Source organism: Halomonas sp. OfavH-34-E, from assembly GCF_024124525.1.
GTDB lineage: Bacteria > Pseudomonadota > Gammaproteobacteria > Pseudomonadales > Halomonadaceae > Halomonas > Halomonas litopenaei.
Genome location: NZ_JAMXRY010000058.1, coordinates 1 through 16,418 on the forward strand (window position 1 = coordinate 1; position 16,418 = coordinate 16,418).

A 16,418-nucleotide genomic window follows, 5' to 3' on the forward strand; every position below is an offset into this window, starting at 1 on the left:
AGGCCCGTGGCAAGGAGCTGGGCGAGGCCTTCGTCGGCTCGCTGACCATGGGGGCCGGCCAGTTCTGCACCAACCCGGGGCTGGTGATCGCGGTCAAGGGCGAGGCGCTCGACGGCTTCGTCGAGGCCGCCGCCGAAGCGGTCAAGGGTGCCGGTGCACAGACCATGCTGACGCCGGGCATCCACGACGCCTACACCCAGGGCGTCAACACCCTGGGCGGCAGCGACAAGGCCCGTGAAGTGGCGCGCGGCCCCCAGGGCGACGGACCCAACCAGTGCCAGGCCGGCCTGTTCGTGGCCAAGGCCAGCGACTTCCTCAATGATGAGGCGCTGCAGGCCGAGGTATTCGGTTCGACCTCGCTGGTGGTCGAGTGTGCCGACCTGGACGAGGTCAAGGCACTGGCCGAGGGCCTCGAGGGCCAGCTGACCGCGACCCTGCAGATGGACGACGGCGACATCGACGCGGCCCGTGGCCTTTTGCCGATCCTCGAGCGGCGTGCCGGTCGGGTGATGGCCAACGGCTGGCCCACCGGGGTCGAGGTGTGCCACGCCATGGTCCACGGTGGCCCCTATCCGGCCACCTCTGACTCGCGCACCACCTCGGTCGGCAGCGCCGCCATCCACCGCTTCCTTCGCCCGGTGTGCTATCAGAATCTGCCGGATGCCCTGCTGCCGCAGGCGCTCAAGGACGGCAACCCGCTGAACGTCAGCCGCCTGGTGGATGGCAAGCGCGAGAGCTGAGCCTTTCCCATCAGTCGCTGTCGATGAAGAAAATCACCGTCATTGAGGTGAGCGCTGGGCGCCCGGATCGAGTAGCTTGTAAGGGATAGCGTCTACCCAACTACCCTGAAATGGGTATTCCTGCCCGCTGATGAAGGAGAAGGATGATGGCGAGACGTCGTGCAGCCTCCCCGATGGCTCAATGGGGTACGCCCCTTGGCTACTGGATGATGGGGATGAAGATGACCCAGATGCTGGTCGAGGCCCAGATGGTGATCGGCATGCGACTGATGGGGATGAAAGGGTTCTGGTCGGTGGCTCCCGGCGAGGACCTGCGCATGGTCACCGAGAAGATGACGGCCTTTACCCAGGCCGCCATGGCCGCCCAGCGGGCGGCGATCAGTGGCCGCAGCCCCGACCAGGTGCTGACGGCGGCGATCAAACCGTTGGGGCGCAAGACATCCTCCAACACCCGGCGGTTGAGCAAGCGAGGGCCCAGCTGGCCGACCTGAGCGTCGTTGCACAGGCGTTCGTCTCAAAGGCAGGGTACAGGCCGTCTGTGGACCTGACCTTGTAGGTGCGAGCTTGCGGGTGTGAGCTTGCAGGCGTCAGCTTGCAGGTGTCAGCAAGGCAAGTGCCGCGGGCGGTATCATATGCCCGCGGCAGTCGCCATAATGGGGCTGCACATTCTTGTGGAACCCCTCCCCATGTCAGATTCCCGCCGTCGTGGTACACCACCGCGCTCCAGCAATGACAAGCCGTCTTCGCATCGCTCTTCGAACAGCGCCTCGAACGACCCTGCGAACAGCCGCTCTCGAAGTGCTGCCGGCAAGTCCTCGCGGTCGACCTCGTCGGGACGATCTCGTCAGGGCCACGGCTCACCCAAGGTCGCCATGGGTGAGGTGGCGGATCTGCGGGTGGTGCAGGTCACCGACTTCGGCGCCTTTCTCGACTGGGGCCACGAGCGTGACCTGCTGCTGCCACTCAGCGAACAGCGCCTGACGCCGGCCGTGGGCCGGCGTGTACTGGTCAAGGTCAGCGAGGACCGCAGCGGGCGGCCGGTGGCCTCCCAGCGTCTCGAGCGCTACATCACCGATCACAGCGATGACCATCGTGCCGGCGATGAGGTCGCCTTGGTTATCGCCGACACCACCGACCTGGGGGTCAAGGCGGTGGTCGATCACCGCTGCTGGGGGCTGATCTATCACGATGAGATCAGCCGCCCGCTGCGCCGCGGCCAGCGCCTGACAGGCTACGTCAAGCGGGTGCGCGAGGATGGCCGGCTGGACCTGTCGCTACTGCCGCCGGGCTCGGCCCGTCTGGACGTGGTCGGCGAACAGGTGCTCAAGGCACTGCGCGACGCTGGCGGCTACCTGCCGCTGTCGGACAAGAGTCAGGCCGCCGAGATCAAGGCGCGCCTGGGCGTCAGCAAGAATGCCTACAAGCAGGCCATCGGTCGGCTCTACAAGCGACGCTTGATCATCATCGAGGACAGCGGGGTGCGCCTGGCGCCCAGGGACTCAGGCGCCACCGCGACCAGCGACGGCGACGGCGACTGAAGTGAGTCTGAATCGGCGTGTCGCCGGGTGTAGGCAAGCGGCCGACAGCGACTGACCTTGGTGGTGCCTGGGGTGTCGGGCATACTTGACGGCATCTACCGCTAGCGGACGACCCCCGAATGACCAATCGCCCCCTTCGTGTCGGCGTGGTGATGGACCCCATCGACCAGCTGACCTACAAGAAAGACACCAGTCTCGCCATGCTGTGGTCCGCTCAGGATCGCGGCTGGTCGCTTTGCTACATGGAACAGGAAGACCTGTTCCTCAAGGAAGGCCGCGCCTATGCCCACCAGCGCCCGCTGCAGGTCCACCGCGACCCACAGCACTGGTTCGACCTGGGTGAGGTCGAGTCGCGGCCGCTGGCGGAGCTCGACGTCATCCTGATGCGCAAGGACCCGCCGGTGGATGGCCACTTCCTCAACGCCGTGCATCTGCTGGCCTTCGCCGAGCGCGAGGGCGTGCTGGTGGTCAACCCGACCCGGCCGCTGTTCGAGTGCAACGAAAAGCTGTTCGCCCAGCAGTTCCCGCAGTGCTGCACACCGACCCTGGTGTCCTGTCGCGACAGCGAGATCCGCGCCTTCCAGGCCGAGCACGGCGACGTCATCTTGAAGCCGCTGGATGGCATGGGTGGCAGCGGCATCTTCCACATCGGCCCCGAGGGGCGGAACCTGGGGGCGGTGATCGAGACCCTGACCGAACGCGGCCGTCGCCAGATCATGGCTCAGCGTTTCCTTCCCGAGATCAAGGACGGCGACACCCGCATCCTGCTGGTGGACGGCGAACCGGTGCCCTTTGGTCTGGCGCGGATTCCGTCCGCCGGCGAGACCCGCGGCAACCTGGCCGCCGGCGGTCGCGGCGTCAGCCGCGAGCTGACCGATCGCGACTACTGGCTGGTCGAGCAGGTCAAACCGGTGATCAAGGAGAAGGGCCTGATGTTCGTCGGGCTCGACGTGATCGGTGACTACATCACCGAGATCAATGTCACCAGCCCGACCTGCGTACGCGAGATCGATGACCAGCGCGGCACAGACATCGCCGGCCTGCTGATGGACGCCATCGAGCGTCGCCTGGTGGCGCGCGGCTAGACCTTCGATCACGTCGAGTTTTCCCCACAGTCACTGAGCGCCATGCCCCCGGATGGTACACTGGGGGCATCCTGCCGGGCCGTCGGGGCGACGACTCGCCCTGAGGCCTGGCCACGCATCTGGACGGCGCGCAAGACCGCCTGGGAGTCACATGCAAAGCTTGAAGAACCATTTCCTGATGGCCATGCCCCATCTGGAAGACCCGAACTTCGCCGGGACGCTCAGCTACCTGTGCGACCACGACGAGAACGGCACCATGGGCGTGATCGTCAACAAGCCCACCGATCTGACCCTCGACGCCCTGTTCGAACAGCTCGAGATCAGCGTGGAAGAAGCGGCCAACGCCCAGGCCCCGGTGTACTACGGTGGCCCGGTGCACAAGGATCGTGGCTTTATCCTGCACTCGGGCTCCGCCGAACCCTGGGATTCGAGCATCCAGGTGACCGACGATATCGCCCTGACCACCTCCATGGACATGCTCCAGGCGCTGGCCAAGGGCGAGGGCCCCGAGCGCTTTCTGGTGTGCCTGGGCTGCGCCGGCTGGGAGTCCGGTCAGCTCGAGAACGAGCTGATGGACAACGCCTGGCTGACCGTGGAAGGCCGCGCCAACGTGCTGTTCGAGACGCCGCCGGAGCAGCGCCTGTCGGCCAGCGCCGGGATCCTCGGGATCGACTTGAACCTGATGACCCGCGAGGCCGGGCACGGCTGATGGCCAGTCGCAAGCGTGAGCCGGGCGAGCGCCTGATCCTGGCCTTCGACTTCGGCACCCGGCGCATCGGCGTATCGGTGGGCAACGAGCTGTTGCGCAGCGCCAGGGAGCTCGAGCCGCTGCCGGCCCGGGATGGCATTCCCGATTGGCAACGGGTGAGCGCGCTGGTCGAGGAGTGGCAGCCCGACCGTTTTGTGGTCGGCCTGCCGCTCAACATGGACGGCAGCGAGAGCGAGATGAGCACCCGCGCGCGCAAGTTCGGCAAGCGGCTGTTTGGCCGCTACGGGGTCGAGTGCGAGATGTTCGACGAGCGCGGCACCACCCGGGAGGCCAAGGCCATCGCCCGGGAGCAGGGACACGGGGGAAATTACCGCAAGGAAAGTGTCGACGGCATCGCCGCGGTGCTGATCCTGGAAGGTTTCTTTGCCCGGGAGGAAGGGTTGCCGAGCCGCTGAGGTCGCCACTGTTGCACCGAACTTGTGAAGCATCCAAAAAGCCCGAGGCCAAGGCCTCGGGCTTTTTTCGGGGCAATCGACCCAGGCAGGTTCAGCCCTCCAGGCTTAGCTCCGGTGTCGCCTGGCGGAAGCCGCGGGTCAGCCAGGCCAGCCACGCCAGGCCGCAGGCCAGCCAGATCCCGCCCAGCATCAGTGCGGAGCGGTCCAGGCTGGCCATCAGCCACAGGATCGCCAGCAGACCGATGGTCGGCGCGACGAGGAAGTACAGGCTGTCGGCCAGGCCGCGTCGGCCCTGCTTGATGTAGTAGTGGGCGATCACCGACAGGTTGACCAGGGCGAAGGCCAGGAAGGCCCCGAAGTTGATGAAGGAGGCCGCCGAGAGCACGTCCATGGTCAACGCCAGCAGCGCCACCACGCCGCTGAGTATCAGGCCACCGGTAGGCGTGCCGAAGCGTCCCAGGCGCCCAAGCAGGCGGGTCGACAGGACGCCGTCGCGGCCCATGGCGTAAAGCAGTCGCGAGCCGCTGGCCTGGGCCGCGATGCCGGAGGCAAACTGGCCGACGACCAGGCCGATCAGAAAGATCGAGACGAAGACGTCTCCGCCGATATTGCGGGCGATCTCGTAGGCGGCGGCGTCGGCATTGGCGAACTCGTAGCCCGGCGCGGCGAGCTGCACGAAGTAGGACACCAGGATGAAGATCAGGCCGCCCAGCAGGGTGATCAGCAGGATGGCACGGGGCAGGGTCCGCTCGGCGTCGCGGGTCTCCTCGGTCAGGGTGGTCACCGCGTCAAAGCCGAGAAAGGAGTAGCAGGCGACGGCGGCGCCCGCCATCAGCAGTGGCATCTGGGGGCTGTCGGCGCTGCCGAGGAAGGGCGTCAGGCTCCACAGCGGCTGGCTGGGGTCCCCGAGCACGTAGTGCACCGCCAGGGCGACGAAGGCGGCGATCACCAGCACCTGAACCAGCATCAGCACGCTGTTGACCAGGCTCGCTAGTTTGAGGCCGATGATATTGATGAAGGTGGTGACCGCGATAAAGGCGATCAGCCACACCGGCACCGGCACGGACGGAAAGGCCGAGTGCAGATAGGCGGCACCGATCAGCCAGATCACCATGGGCAAAAACAGGTAGTCCAGCAGGATGGCCCAGCCGGCCATGAAACCCAGTCGATCGTTGATGGCGTGGCGCACATAGGCGTAGGCGGAGCCGGCCACCGGGTAGGCGCTGGCCATGCGGCCATAGCTGTGGGCGGTGAACAGCATGGCGATCAGTGCCGCCGCGTAGGCGCCGGATACCGCGCCTTCGGAGACCACCGCCAGCACGCCGAAGGTGCCGAGGACGATGATCGGTGTCATGTAGGCAAGGCCGAATAGAACGACCTGCCACAGGCCGAGTTGGGGCTTGGAGTGAGACATCTTGGGGCTCGCGTTATGGTTGTTGGTGATGGACAGTCGGGTCAGGCAACCATGGCCAGGCAAACATGGTCAGGCAATCATGGTCAGGAAGGCCGGGTCAGATGAGGCGGAAACCGGGGCCTCGCGAGTCGTCGTCGCGCTGAAGGTCCAGCGAGACGCGTCGATCGGCCAGGTAGTCATAGTCCCGCCGGGCACGATTCAATAGCTCGAGGTCGAGCGATACCAGGTGGACCCCCGCGTCGCGATCGGCCTCGAACAGGGTCTCGCCAAGCGGCGAATACGCCGCGCTGTGGCCGGCGAAGGTCAGGCCGGCGCCCTCACCGCAGCGGTTGGCCATGGCGACAAAGCACTGGTTGTCCTGGGCGCGGGCCTGGGCGGCGCGGGCGTGTACCGGGCCGTAGGGGTCCATGTTGCCGTTGGTCACCAGCATCAGGTCGGTGCCCAGCGCGCCCAGGGCCCGTGCGGTCTCGGGGAATTCGATGTCGTAGCAGATCATCAGCCCCAGGGTCAGCCCGCGCCAGCGGGTGACACCGATGCGCTGGCCCAGGCCGACCAGCTCCCGCTCATCGGGCCACAGGTGGGTCTTGCGATAGGTGAGGGCGATGCCATCTTCCGGGGTGATCAGTAGCGTGGTGTTGTAGACACCATCGGCGGCCCGCTCGAGCAGGCCGATGGCCAGGGCGCAGTCGTGGTCACGGCTGGCCTGGATCAGACGAGCCACCTCCGGGCCATCGAGCGCCAGGGCACGATCGTCGACGTGGTCTTGTTCGGCGAAGCCGCTGAGATGCGTTTCGGGAAAGACCACCAGCGACACCTGGTCGCCGTGGCGTTCCAGGGTGCTCAGGGCGGCGTCCAGGTTGGCCTCGATGTTTCCCTCGATGCCGGGAAGTTGTGCCAGGGCTATCTGCATGGAAGACTCCACAGCCGTTGTTGTCGGTTGGCGTTTTATAGAATGTCAGTATCCTCTATTCACCGAGGCTGCCTATTCCATGGCAGGGTTACCCCCATAGGGTGAGGCGCCGTCAGATGTCGCAGAACAGTGAGGAAGGAACCACGGGAATGCTCGAGGCGATGGGCTGGCATCGCGACTTCGCGCGCCTGCTGGCACGCCTGGAAAGTGAAGACTTCTGGGAGGCCGTCAGCCGCACCCTGGCGCGCCACATCGTCTACAACACCTGGGTGGCGCTGGTCTTCCACGCCGACCAGCCGCCGACCATCCTGGCCGAAAGCGACGAGGACGACGGCGCCGATGAAGGCCTGTTCGAGGACTACCAGCGCGGCCTGTATCTGCTGGATCCCTTCTATGTCGCCGCCCGTGACAATGGCCTCGATGGCCTGGTAACGCTGGATGACGTGGCCCCGGCACGGTTCACCGCGACCGAGTACTACCGGCGTTACTTCCGGCGCAATATCGTCAGTGACGAGGTGCAGATCAATCGGTCACTGGGCGCTGGTCGTACCCTGTGCCTGTCGCTGGGTTCCACCCGAACCTTCCTGCACAGCGAAATCGGCCTGCTGCAGCTGGTCGAGCCCTGGCTCGGTGAGCTGATGCGACTGCGCATGCACTTCGAGCGCTGCGGCGAGACGCCCGGCCCACACCCCTGGCATCCGCACCGAGGTGGCGTCGAAGAGACGGCGACCCGCTTCGGGCTGACCGATCGCGAGCGCGAGGTGAGCCAGTTGATGCTGGGCGGCGGGTCGACCAAGGAGATCGCCCGACGCCTGTCCATCTCGGTGGAGACCGTCAGGGTCCACAAGAAGCACCTGTACGCCAAGCTCGGGATCAACACCCAGGCCGAGCTGTTCTCGCGCTTCTGGCAGGAGCGCCCCTGAGCCTGTGGCGCCGGCGCCAGGCTCCCGCCTGGCACCGCCGCAGCTAGAACTTGGCGTCGTCGACACCGACGCTACCCGGCACAAACCAGGGCACGTCGCGCAGGTCGCGTTCGATCAGGTGCTCGACCTTGAGCAGGGTGGCGAAGATCGCCATGCGCACCGGAATGCCGTTGTCGGTCTGGCGGAAGATCGCCAGGCGCGGGTCGCCGTTGAGGTCGACGTCCAGATCATTGGCCTCCGGGCGGCTGTCCCGGGGCAGCGGGTGCATGATGATGGTGGACGGGTTGCAGCGGCTGTCCATGAAGGCGCGGTGGACGGTGAAGTCCCGCGACAGGTTGAAGCCTTCGCTCATCTCGGCGGTGAAGCGCTCCTTCTGGATGCGGGTGGTGTAGACCACGTCGACATCGGAGAAGTCACCGGCCAGGCTCTCGCGTACCTCCACGTCCAGGCCCTGGCGGCTGACCCGCTCGATCAGGTGGTTGGGCATCTCGAGCCCCGGCGGCGCCACCAGGGTCACGCGCATGGGCGCGTAGAGCGCCAGCAGCTTGATCAACGAGTGCACCGTACGGCCGTACTTCAGATCGCCGGTCATCAGCACGTGGGCACCCTTGAGGGTCTTGCCCTGGCGGCTGAATTCCTTGTCGATGGTGTAGAAGTCCAGCAGCGCCTGGCTCGGGTGCTCGCCGGGGCCGTCACCGGCGTTGATCACCGGCACATGGGTGGCGCTGGCGAACTCGGCCACCGAGCCCTGGTCCGGGTGGCGCATGACGATGGCGTCGCAGTAGCCGGCCATCACGCGGCTGGTGTCGTAGAGCGATTCGCCCTTGGCCATCGACGAGAAGGTGAAGCCGGTGGTGTCGCAGACGCTGCCGCCGAGCCGCGAGAAGGCGGTGTGGAAGCTGACGCGGGTACGGGTGCTGGCCTCGAAGAACAGGTTGCCGAGCACCGCGCCTTCCAGCACCCGGGTGACCTTGCGTCGCTGGGCGACGGGTTCCATGGTGGCCGCCACCCGCATCAGGTGATCGATATCGTCGCGGGACAGGGAGTCGATGGAGAGCAGGTGGGACATCACGGCGGCCTCGGCAGTGGGAACGGGCGCTAGTGTACCGCTGGTGCACACTGAGTTCAGCCTCGAAGAGCGCTTGCCGTGCCCCTCATCAGATTAGGGAGGCCGTAAAGGCGGTGACGGATGCTTGCCAACGCTCTAGCGTTGACTTTGCCGTAGAGGGGTTTGCTCGTTCGCGCGCTGGCAAGGTGGACGCCGGGGCCTCTATGCTGGAAGGCGCCACCGGTGTCGGGCGCATGTAGCCTGGCCCTGGTCTACCAAGTCCAAGTGGAGCCGCCTATGCTGCCGTCCCTGACCCGCTACTACCTGCTCGATGTGTTCACCGACCAACCGTTCGCCGGGAATCCACTGGCGGTGTTTCTCGACGCCGACGGTATCGCGGGGGAGCGCATGCAGGCCATCGCCAACGAGCTGAACCTGGCCGAGACGGCCTTCGTCGGGCGGGCCCAGGCGAGCCGGCATTTTCCGGTACGTATCTTCACTCCTCACCGCGAGCTGCCGTTTGCCGGCCATCCGAGCATTGGCGTGGCCCATCTGATCGCCGCCCAGGGGCTGGTGCATGCTGGCGAGGTCAGCGCCGATAGCCCGGTCATTCTGGATCTGGCTGGCGGGCCGCTCAAGGTGACCTATGAGGGCGACCTGGCACGCTTCAAGATGGCGCGCGCGCCGGAGGTCGGCACCAGCACGCTGGGCCAGTCCAGCGCAGCGGAGCTGGCCGGGCTCGAGCTCGATGACGTCGCCGCGGACCCGGTCCAGGCCTCCTGCGGGCTACCGTTTCATCTGGTCGAACTGGTCAACGTCCAGGCGCTGGCGCGGCTGGCGCTCGATGGCGAAGCCTGGCAGCGCCACGTGTCACCCAGCGCCGTGGAGCAGGTCTACTTCTATGTGCGCGAGGCCAAGGAATCCGGCGAGATTCACGCACGCATGTTCTCGCGCCACGCCGGCAGCTTTGTCGAGGACCCCGCCACCGGCAGCGCGGCGGCGGCGCTGGCGGGATTTCTGGGACAGCAGTCGAAGAGCCAGGGCAACAACTGGCGCATCCACCAGGGCGAGGCGATGCACCGCCCAAGCCAGATCCATGCCCGCGCCACTCGGGACGACAAGGGCAAGGTCAGCGTCGAGATCGCCGGGCAGGCGGTGCTGATGGGCGAGGGCGGTCTCTATCCTCGTGACTGAGGCATCGTCCTTGGTGATCGAGGCGTTACCGAAGCTCGTGCCTTTACCACCCAGTCACTGCACTTTCTGGAGTCTTGCATGACCCGTCATCTGGTCCTGGCCTTCGTTGCCGGCTTTCTCGCCGTGCTGTGCTTCCACCAGCCGGTAGTGGGGCTGTTGCACGCCTACGGGGTGATCCCCTTTGCCCCCTATTCCACCTCACCCGCTGCCCCCCTGGGCGTGCCGGCCTGGTTCTCGGCAAGCTTCTGGGGCGGCGTCTGGGGGCTTGTGATGATGCTGGTGTTCGCGCTCAGGCGGATCGATCAGGGGGGCTGGTGGAAGGCAGGGTTGTTCGGCGGCATCGCCCTGACCCTGGTGGCCATGCTGGTGGTGTTCCCGCTCAAGGGGCGCGGCATCGACCCGGCGATCTTCCCCATCGGCTTTATGGTCAACGGCGCCTGGGGCCTCGGCACCTGGATGTTCGTGCGCGCCTGGCGTCAGTAGATACGTTCCTCTGGAACGGCAGCGGCCCCGTCTGAAGACTGGACTGATCCCCAATAGTTGGACAGTTCATTCAGCCGATGCCCAAGGCCTGAGTCCTGTACTGTGCGGGGCTCAGGCCTTTTAGTTTCAGCTTGAGGCATTCGTGGTTTAAGTAATGGATGCCCTGACCGCCTTCGCCGAGACAGGGGGGACTGACGACCTAGATCGGTGACAGGTGGCGGTGTTGTATGCCGAGGATCGCAGGATGGGGCGCCTGGCCTGGGTGGACACCGACCTAGCACATCGCGGTCATGTCTCGAAAAGGTACGCTGTCGTTGTCCTCAGATATGCCGTTCCACACAGGAACGGTGACAGTAAAAAGGGACGAAAACGTCTTCAGGTTTCGGTGCAGGTTAGCGCCCTTTATCGCGGCGGACATGGCCCATGGTGGGAAAAATGGGTGCGCCATTGGTCTAAGGGTGAGCGACGAAAGTCGTAGCTGAAAAGCTACTAAGAGGCCGACCTTCCGGCGTCTTATTGATTGAAAAATAAGTATTAATTAAAAATGCGTTCCTTTTGGGAATGTTTCGCTTGAGGATCGTGCACTGTTGCCTGTCTGAGGAGGCTCCTAGAGTCGCTGTAACACGACGACTTCCCGGAGATCCTCATGTCTTCCCCTTCGAACCGCCCTGCCATCATCAGTGAGGTTGGCCTGCGTGATGGCCTGCAAAGCCTCACCATGACGCTGCCCACCGAGCGCAAGCTCGCCTGGATTCAGGCTGCCTACGACGCTGGACTGAGAGAAATCGAGGTGGGCTCCTTCGTGCCTCCTCGGCTGATGCCCCAGTTGGCCGATACCGCTGAGCTGGTGGCGTTCGCCAGGACGCTGGAGGCGCTGTTTGTCACGGTGCTGGTGCCAAACCTGAAGGGTGCTGAGTTGGCCATCGCCAGTGGCGCGGACTTGATGCTGCTGCCGCTGTCGGCCAGCCATGCGCACAGCCTGGCCAATGTGCGCAAGACGCCGGATGCGATGATCGAGGAAGTGGCGCGGATCCGTGAAGCGCGCGACGCAGCGGCGAGCGACATCCTGATCGAAGTGGGGATCGGTACCGCTTTTGGCTGCACCCTGCAGGGGGACGTCCCGCGAGATGAAGTGCTCCGGCTGATGGAAGCCGCGCTGGCGGCAGGTGCCGAGCGGGTCAGTCTGGCCGACACGGTGGGCTACGCCGACCCACGTGGGGTTCGAGAGTTGTTTGTCGCGGCTCGAGAACTGGCCGGCGATGCGCTCTGGCGAGCGCATTTTCACGATACCCGGGGCCTTGCCCTGGCCAACACCACGGCCGCTCTCGATGCCGGCATCACCCGTTTCGATGCCTCGCTGGCCGGCATCGGCGGTTGCCCCCACGCCCCAGGTGCCAGTGGCAACACCACCACCGAAGACCTGGTCTTCATGCTCGAAGCCATGGGGCTGGCTACCGGTGTCGACATCGACAGGCTGCTTGACCTGCGCGCCGATCTCGTCGGCTGGCTGGACGGTGAAACCACCCATGGAACCCTTTGGCGGGCGGGCTTGCCAAGAACCTTTTGCTCCGCTTCGTCGTCGCTGGCCTAGCCTTCCTCGCCGTTGTGCTGCGATCACTATTCTTCCACTCGTTCTGCTTACGCAGGGCGTCGCCAAGGACCTCGACATGACAACTGCTAACGACGCTCGTCTGCCGCTATCGGGCATCAAGGTTATTGAATTCAGCCATATGGTGATGGGCCCGACCTGTGGCTTGATCCTTGCCGATCTCGGCGCCGAGGTCATCAAGATCGAACCACCTTGCGGCGACAAGACCCGCAGGATGAGTGGTGTGGGCATGGGGTTCTTTCGAACCTACAACCGCAACAAGAAGAGCGTGGTGCTGGACATCAAGTCGGATGCCGGCCGGGAGGCGTTGCATGCCTTGCTGGAAGACGCCGATGTGATGATCGAGAACTTTCGTCCAGGCCTCATGGAGCGACTCGGATTCGGCTACGCCAGCCTTTCGGCGCGCTATCCCGAGCTGATCTACGTGTCTCACAAGGGCTTTCTCCCAGGCCCCTACGACAACCGCCTGGCTCTCGACGAGGTGGTGCAGATGATGGGGGGCCTGGCGTACATGACGGGCCCGGAGGGTCGCCCGCTTCGTGCCGGCGCCTCGGTCAACGACATCATGGGCGGCATGTTTGGCGCCATCGGTGTCTTGGCTGCCTTGATGGAGCGAGGCCACACTCGGCGCGGCCAGGAAATTCAGAGCGCGCTCTTCGAGAATTGCGTCTTTCTCAGTGCTTCGCATATGCAGCAGGCCGCGATGTCGGGAGAGGTGCCGCCGCCGATGCCCTCCAGGGTGTCGCCATGGACCGTTTACGACGTCTTTACGCTGGCCAGGGGCGAACAGCTTTTCATCGGTGCGGTCAGCGACAAGCAGTGGGTTCAGCTGTGTGAAGTGCTGGGTCGGAAAGACCTGCGGGATGATCCGGCGCTGGCCACCAACGAGCAGCGACTGCCGGTACGCCGCGATCTGCTCGATGCCCTCGGCGAGACCCTGGCGCAACTGGAAATCGAAGATGTCAGCCGCCGGCTGGATCAGGCCGGTCTGCCCTACGCACCGATCACCCGGCCCGACGAGCTGCTCGATGACCCCCACCTCAGGGCCAGCGGTGGGCTTGTGCCACTTGCCAACGACGAGGAGGGAACTACCCAGACCGTGCTGCTGCCGCTGCTGATGGGCGGCAAGCGCCCCCAGGTGCGGATGCCGCTGGCCCGTATCGGTGAGCATACCCAGGAGGTGCTGGGAAAGCTCGGCCTCGCTACCGACCGATCGCTGTGATCTGCCTGCGGTTGTTTACCTGCCGCGAGGTCTGGCAGCGAACCAGACGCTTTTGCACGAAGCACAGCAAGACAAGGCTAAACCACAACAAAGAGAGCCCAGCCATGACTATCCATCGTCTACGCCTGACCACCCTGGCCGCTGCCATCGCCTTGCTCGGGGCTTCCGATGCGTCGCTGGCCGCCGACTACACCTTGCGTCTCGCCCATCAGTTGCCGGCATCCCATCATGTCGCCCAGGCCCTCGAGTCCTTCGCCAGTGAGGTCGAGGCAGGCAGCGACGGGCACCTCGAAGTCGAAATCTTCGGCGGGGCGCAACTGTATGGGCCGACCCAGTTCCACGCTGCGGTGGCTCGCGGACAGATCGAGGCCGCATCGATGCTCAACCTGCTGTGGGGAGGGACCATCCCCGAGATGCAGGTATTCAATATTCCCTACCTGATCACTCATCCGCAGGACCTGGAGAACTTCGCCGACTCCGAGGCCGCCGCCTGGCTCGATCAACGTCTGGCTGAAAAGGGCGTGACCAATCTCGCCTGGCTGGTGGACGCCAACAATCTTGTCTACACCTCGGCTCAGGCGCCGCTGGAGGAGCCTGACGATTTTCAGGGCATCAAGATTCGTGGCCTCAGCAAGGTCTTCGACGCCGGTCTGATCGCCATGGGCGCCTCTCCGTCGACCATGCCTGGTTCTGAGGTCTATCAGGGGCTCCAGACAGGGGTCATCGACGCCGCCATGAGCAGCGCTAGTGCCGTCTACGCTCGCCGCTATTTCGAGGTGCAGGCCTATGGCGTGGGCACCAACCTGATCACCGTGTACCAGAACATCATCGTCAACCCGCGCTGGTGGAGCGAGCTGCCGGATGAGCTGAAGGGCGTGGTGACGTCGGCGCTGGAGCGTGCCGAGCAACAATTGCTGCCGCGCTCCGAAGGCATCTTCTCGGAACAGATCACGCGGCTGGAAGACAGCGGCATGCAGATCACGCTGCTCGACGACGCGCAGCAGCGGGTTCTGGGAGAGGCTATGCGACCGGCAGTTATCGCTGCCTTCCTCGAGACAACTCCTCGCGGGCAGGAACTGTTGGACCTGATCGAACAACGCTGACACGGCCTTCGGCGAGGCAGACGCCCACCGCCGGAAAGGAGAGTGACATGCCTATCGAGACATCAACCGGCTCCACCGAGCCCTGTTTCGACAATCGAGCGGCGCGCCTTTGCCGCCGCCTATCGCCGGTGGTCGCGGCTTTGACCACCCTGTTCATGGCGGTATCGGCGCTGGGCGTACTGGTCGCCATGCTGCTGATCGGCTATTCGGTCATCGCCCGCTATCTGTTGGGAAGTCCTTCGCTATGGATCGATGACGTGGTCACCTTCGTGCTGGTGGGGATCGTCATGTGCGCTACCGCCTCAGCGCTGCGCGAGGGACGACACCTCAGCGTCGACTTGATGACCGAACGCCTGGGACAGGGACGCCGACGCTGGGTTCAGGCCTGGTCGATGGTGGCGGTGCTGGTGGTCGCGCTGTTTCTGATCATCGACGGCTGGCAGACGGCGATGTTCTCGAAAATGCTGGGCATGACCACCATCGGCTACGTGCAGGTGCCGCTGTACCTGCTGCAGTTGATGATCCCCTTCGGTGGGGTAATGCTTGCCATGGTAGCGCTGGAGTCGCTGCTGCGCCTGGCCGGAGGAGGACAGGCCTTCGTCGTCGTGGACGCTGACGACAGCCATGCCAGGGAGGTGCGCTCATGATGTCGGTCGCTGCCATCCTGCTGGGTCTGGTGCTGCTGCTGTTCACCGGGCTACCCATCTTCGCGGGGCTGTCGCTGTTCGGTGGCGGGCTGCTGATTGGCTCCGGGGCCGGGGTGGTCGGGGTTTCCGAGGTCATCTTTCACAAGATCAGCCTCTACGTGCTGCTGGCCATCCCCCTGTTCGCCTATATGGCCCATATCATGATTCGTGCGCGGATCATCGATGACCTCTACAACACGGCCTATACCCTGACGCGGCATATGCCGGGAGGCGTCGGTATCGCCACCATCCTGGCCTGCATGATCTTCTCTGCGATTTCCGGGTCGAGCGTGGCTACGGCGCTGACCATTGGCGCCGTGGCGATACCGCAGATGATCCGTTTCGGCTACGACCCCAAGGTCGCCTACGGGCTTGTGGCCGCCGGGGGCACCCTGGGCATCCTGATTCCGCCTTCGGGGCCGATGATCATCTACGGCGTGGCCACCGATACCTCGATCGGTGGGCTGTTCATGGCCGGACTGATCCCGGGGCTGATGCTGGCGCTGATCTTCATGCTGTCCACCGCCTTTCAGCAGCGCCACCGTCAGCGCGAACCCAGAGCCAGCCTCAAGGAGGCGCTGGTCGCCATTCGTGGTTCCGGCTGGGCGCTGGCCTTGCCGACCCTGGTGCTCGGCGGCATGTACGTGGGCGTGTTCACGGCCACTGAAGCGGCGGCGGTAGGGGCGCTGCTGGCGCTGGCGGTCGGCAGCCTGATCTACCGCACCGTCGGGCTCCGGCAGATCTGGGCGTCGGCCATAGATGCCAGCCGTACCTCGGCCATGCTGTTCATGATTCTGGCCGGCGCCGCAGTCTTCAGCCATGCCCTGACCAAGCTGATGATTCCTCAACAGATCGTGGGTCTGGTATCGACCATGGAGATGGGGACCTTCGGCTTCCTGCTGGCGATGATGGCACTGATCTTCGTGCTCGGCATGTTTCTCGAGTCCATCGCCATCATCCTGATCACCTCACCGGTGGTGCTACCCGCGCTGACGCTGCTTGATATCAGCCCCATCTGGTACGGCGTCATGCTGGTGATCAACCTGGAGTTGGCCATGATCACCCCGCCGGTGGGCATGAACCTCTTCACCATCAAGGCGGTTACCGAGGCGCCGATTGGTCAGATCATCCGCGGCTCACTGCCCTTCGTGGTGTTGATGCTGCTGGGCCTGGCTCTGGTGATGGTCTTTCCAGGCCTGGCGCTGTGGTTGCCCGGGACCATGCTGGACTTGGGGCCTTGAGCCGGAGACACGCGGCATAGGTTGCTGGTCAGCATTAGGCGCTGTCCGAAAAGTCGAC

General features: G+C 64.9%; 17 protein-coding genes and 1 pseudogene. 14 read left to right on the plus strand and 4 right to left on the minus strand.

The window, feature by feature from the left end; genetic code table 11:
- The 6 genes from NH448_RS19755 to ruvX form a co-directional block, all read left to right on the plus strand.
- The coding region (locus tag NH448_RS19755; protein ID WP_253029284.1) for an aldehyde dehydrogenase family protein at positions 1-740 on the plus strand (740 nt) is incomplete at its 5' end.
- Positions 741-886: 146 nt separating this feature from the next.
- The gene (locus NH448_RS19760) at positions 887-1,231 is read left to right on the plus strand and encodes a hypothetical protein (RefSeq protein WP_083970522.1); all 345 of its coding nucleotides are present in this window, start codon (positions 887-889) and stop codon (positions 1,229-1,231) included.
- A gap of 381 nt (positions 1,232-1,612) precedes the next feature.
- Positions 1,613-2,278 (plus strand): S1-like domain-containing RNA-binding protein, encoded by a 666-nt coding sequence (locus NH448_RS19765; protein ID WP_240184275.1) that lies wholly within the window; start codon positions 1,613-1,615, stop codon positions 2,276-2,278.
- 119 nt (positions 2,279-2,397) lie between these two features.
- Positions 2,398-3,363 carry a glutathione synthase gene (gshB, locus tag NH448_RS19770; RefSeq protein ID WP_253029285.1) on the plus strand — a complete coding sequence of 322 codons (966 nt, stop codon included), beginning with the start codon at positions 2,398-2,400 and terminating at the stop codon, positions 3,361-3,363.
- A 151-nt stretch (positions 3,364-3,514) separates the two neighbouring features.
- A complete protein-coding gene (locus NH448_RS19775) occupies positions 3,515-4,072 on the plus strand; it encodes a YqgE/AlgH family protein (protein ID WP_045993847.1) in 558 nt (185 codons plus the stop codon).
- Complete coding sequence (gene ruvX, locus NH448_RS19780) at positions 4,072-4,527, plus strand: Holliday junction resolvase RuvX (protein ID WP_045993848.1); 456 nt, start codon at positions 4,072-4,074, stop codon at positions 4,525-4,527. Before NH448_RS19775 ends, ruvX begins: the two co-directional genes overlap by 1 nt.
- Before the next feature lie 91 nt (positions 4,528-4,618).
- Here ruvX and NH448_RS19785 read toward each other — a convergent pair whose 3' ends face one another.
- The gene (locus NH448_RS19785) at positions 4,619-5,941 is read right to left on the minus strand and encodes an APC family permease (protein WP_045993849.1); all 1,323 of its coding nucleotides are present in this window, start codon (positions 5,939-5,941) and stop codon (positions 4,619-4,621) included.
- 97 nt (positions 5,942-6,038) lie between these two features.
- Complete coding sequence (locus NH448_RS19790; RefSeq protein ID WP_045993850.1) at positions 6,039-6,851, minus strand: carbon-nitrogen hydrolase family protein; 813 nt, start codon at positions 6,849-6,851, stop codon at positions 6,039-6,041.
- A 116-nt stretch (positions 6,852-6,967) separates the two neighbouring features.
- Between NH448_RS19790 and NH448_RS19795 the strand changes: the two genes are divergently transcribed.
- Positions 6,968-7,774: a helix-turn-helix transcriptional regulator gene (locus NH448_RS19795; protein WP_253029286.1), complete on the plus strand. Its 807-nt coding sequence runs from the start codon at positions 6,968-6,970 to the stop codon at positions 7,772-7,774.
- Between the two features lie 43 nt (positions 7,775-7,817).
- Here the strand turns inward: NH448_RS19795 and pyrB are convergent, their stop codons facing one another.
- Positions 7,818-8,846, minus strand: a complete 1,029-nt coding sequence (pyrB, locus tag NH448_RS19800; protein ID WP_108449436.1) for an aspartate carbamoyltransferase — start codon at positions 8,844-8,846, stop codon at positions 7,818-7,820.
- A gap of 273 nt (positions 8,847-9,119) precedes the next feature.
- Here pyrB and NH448_RS19805 point away from each other — a divergent pair, with 273 nt between their 5' ends.
- Positions 9,120-10,016: a PhzF family phenazine biosynthesis protein gene (locus NH448_RS19805; protein ID WP_045993853.1), complete on the plus strand. Its 897-nt coding sequence runs from the start codon at positions 9,120-9,122 to the stop codon at positions 10,014-10,016.
- Positions 10,017-10,094: 78 nt separating this feature from the next.
- Positions 10,095-10,499, plus strand: coding sequence for a hypothetical protein (locus tag NH448_RS19810; RefSeq protein WP_045993854.1), 405 nt, complete (start codon positions 10,095-10,097; stop codon positions 10,497-10,499).
- Positions 10,500-10,569: 70 nt separating this feature from the next.
- Here NH448_RS19810 and NH448_RS23715 read toward each other — a convergent pair.
- Positions 10,570-10,659 (minus strand): annotated as a pseudogene (locus tag NH448_RS23715) (IS3 family transposase); the annotation flags it as partial.
- Positions 10,660-11,145: 486 nt separating this feature from the next.
- On the opposite strand from NH448_RS23715, the gene NH448_RS19820 reads away from it, so the two are divergent.
- From NH448_RS19820 to NH448_RS19840, 5 genes are all read left to right on the plus strand, one after another.
- A complete protein-coding gene (locus tag NH448_RS19820; protein WP_045993855.1) occupies positions 11,146-12,090 on the plus strand; it encodes a hydroxymethylglutaryl-CoA lyase in 945 nt (314 codons plus the stop codon).
- Between the two features lie 76 nt (positions 12,091-12,166).
- Complete coding sequence (locus NH448_RS19825) at positions 12,167-13,330, plus strand: CaiB/BaiF CoA-transferase family protein (RefSeq protein ID WP_045993856.1); 1,164 nt, start codon at positions 12,167-12,169, stop codon at positions 13,328-13,330.
- A gap of 104 nt (positions 13,331-13,434) precedes the next feature.
- Positions 13,435-14,433: a TRAP transporter substrate-binding protein DctP gene (gene dctP, locus NH448_RS19830; RefSeq protein ID WP_045993857.1), complete on the plus strand. Its 999-nt coding sequence runs from the start codon at positions 13,435-13,437 to the stop codon at positions 14,431-14,433.
- A gap of 47 nt (positions 14,434-14,480) precedes the next feature.
- Positions 14,481-15,080 (plus strand): TRAP transporter small permease, encoded by a 600-nt coding sequence (locus NH448_RS19835; protein WP_045993858.1) that lies wholly within the window; start codon positions 14,481-14,483, stop codon positions 15,078-15,080.
- A complete protein-coding gene (locus NH448_RS19840; RefSeq protein WP_204248973.1) occupies positions 15,077-16,360 on the plus strand; it encodes a TRAP transporter large permease in 1,284 nt (427 codons plus the stop codon). The genes NH448_RS19835 and NH448_RS19840 overlap by 4 nt, the downstream gene beginning before the upstream one ends.
- Positions 16,361-16,418: the final 58 nt, after the last annotated feature.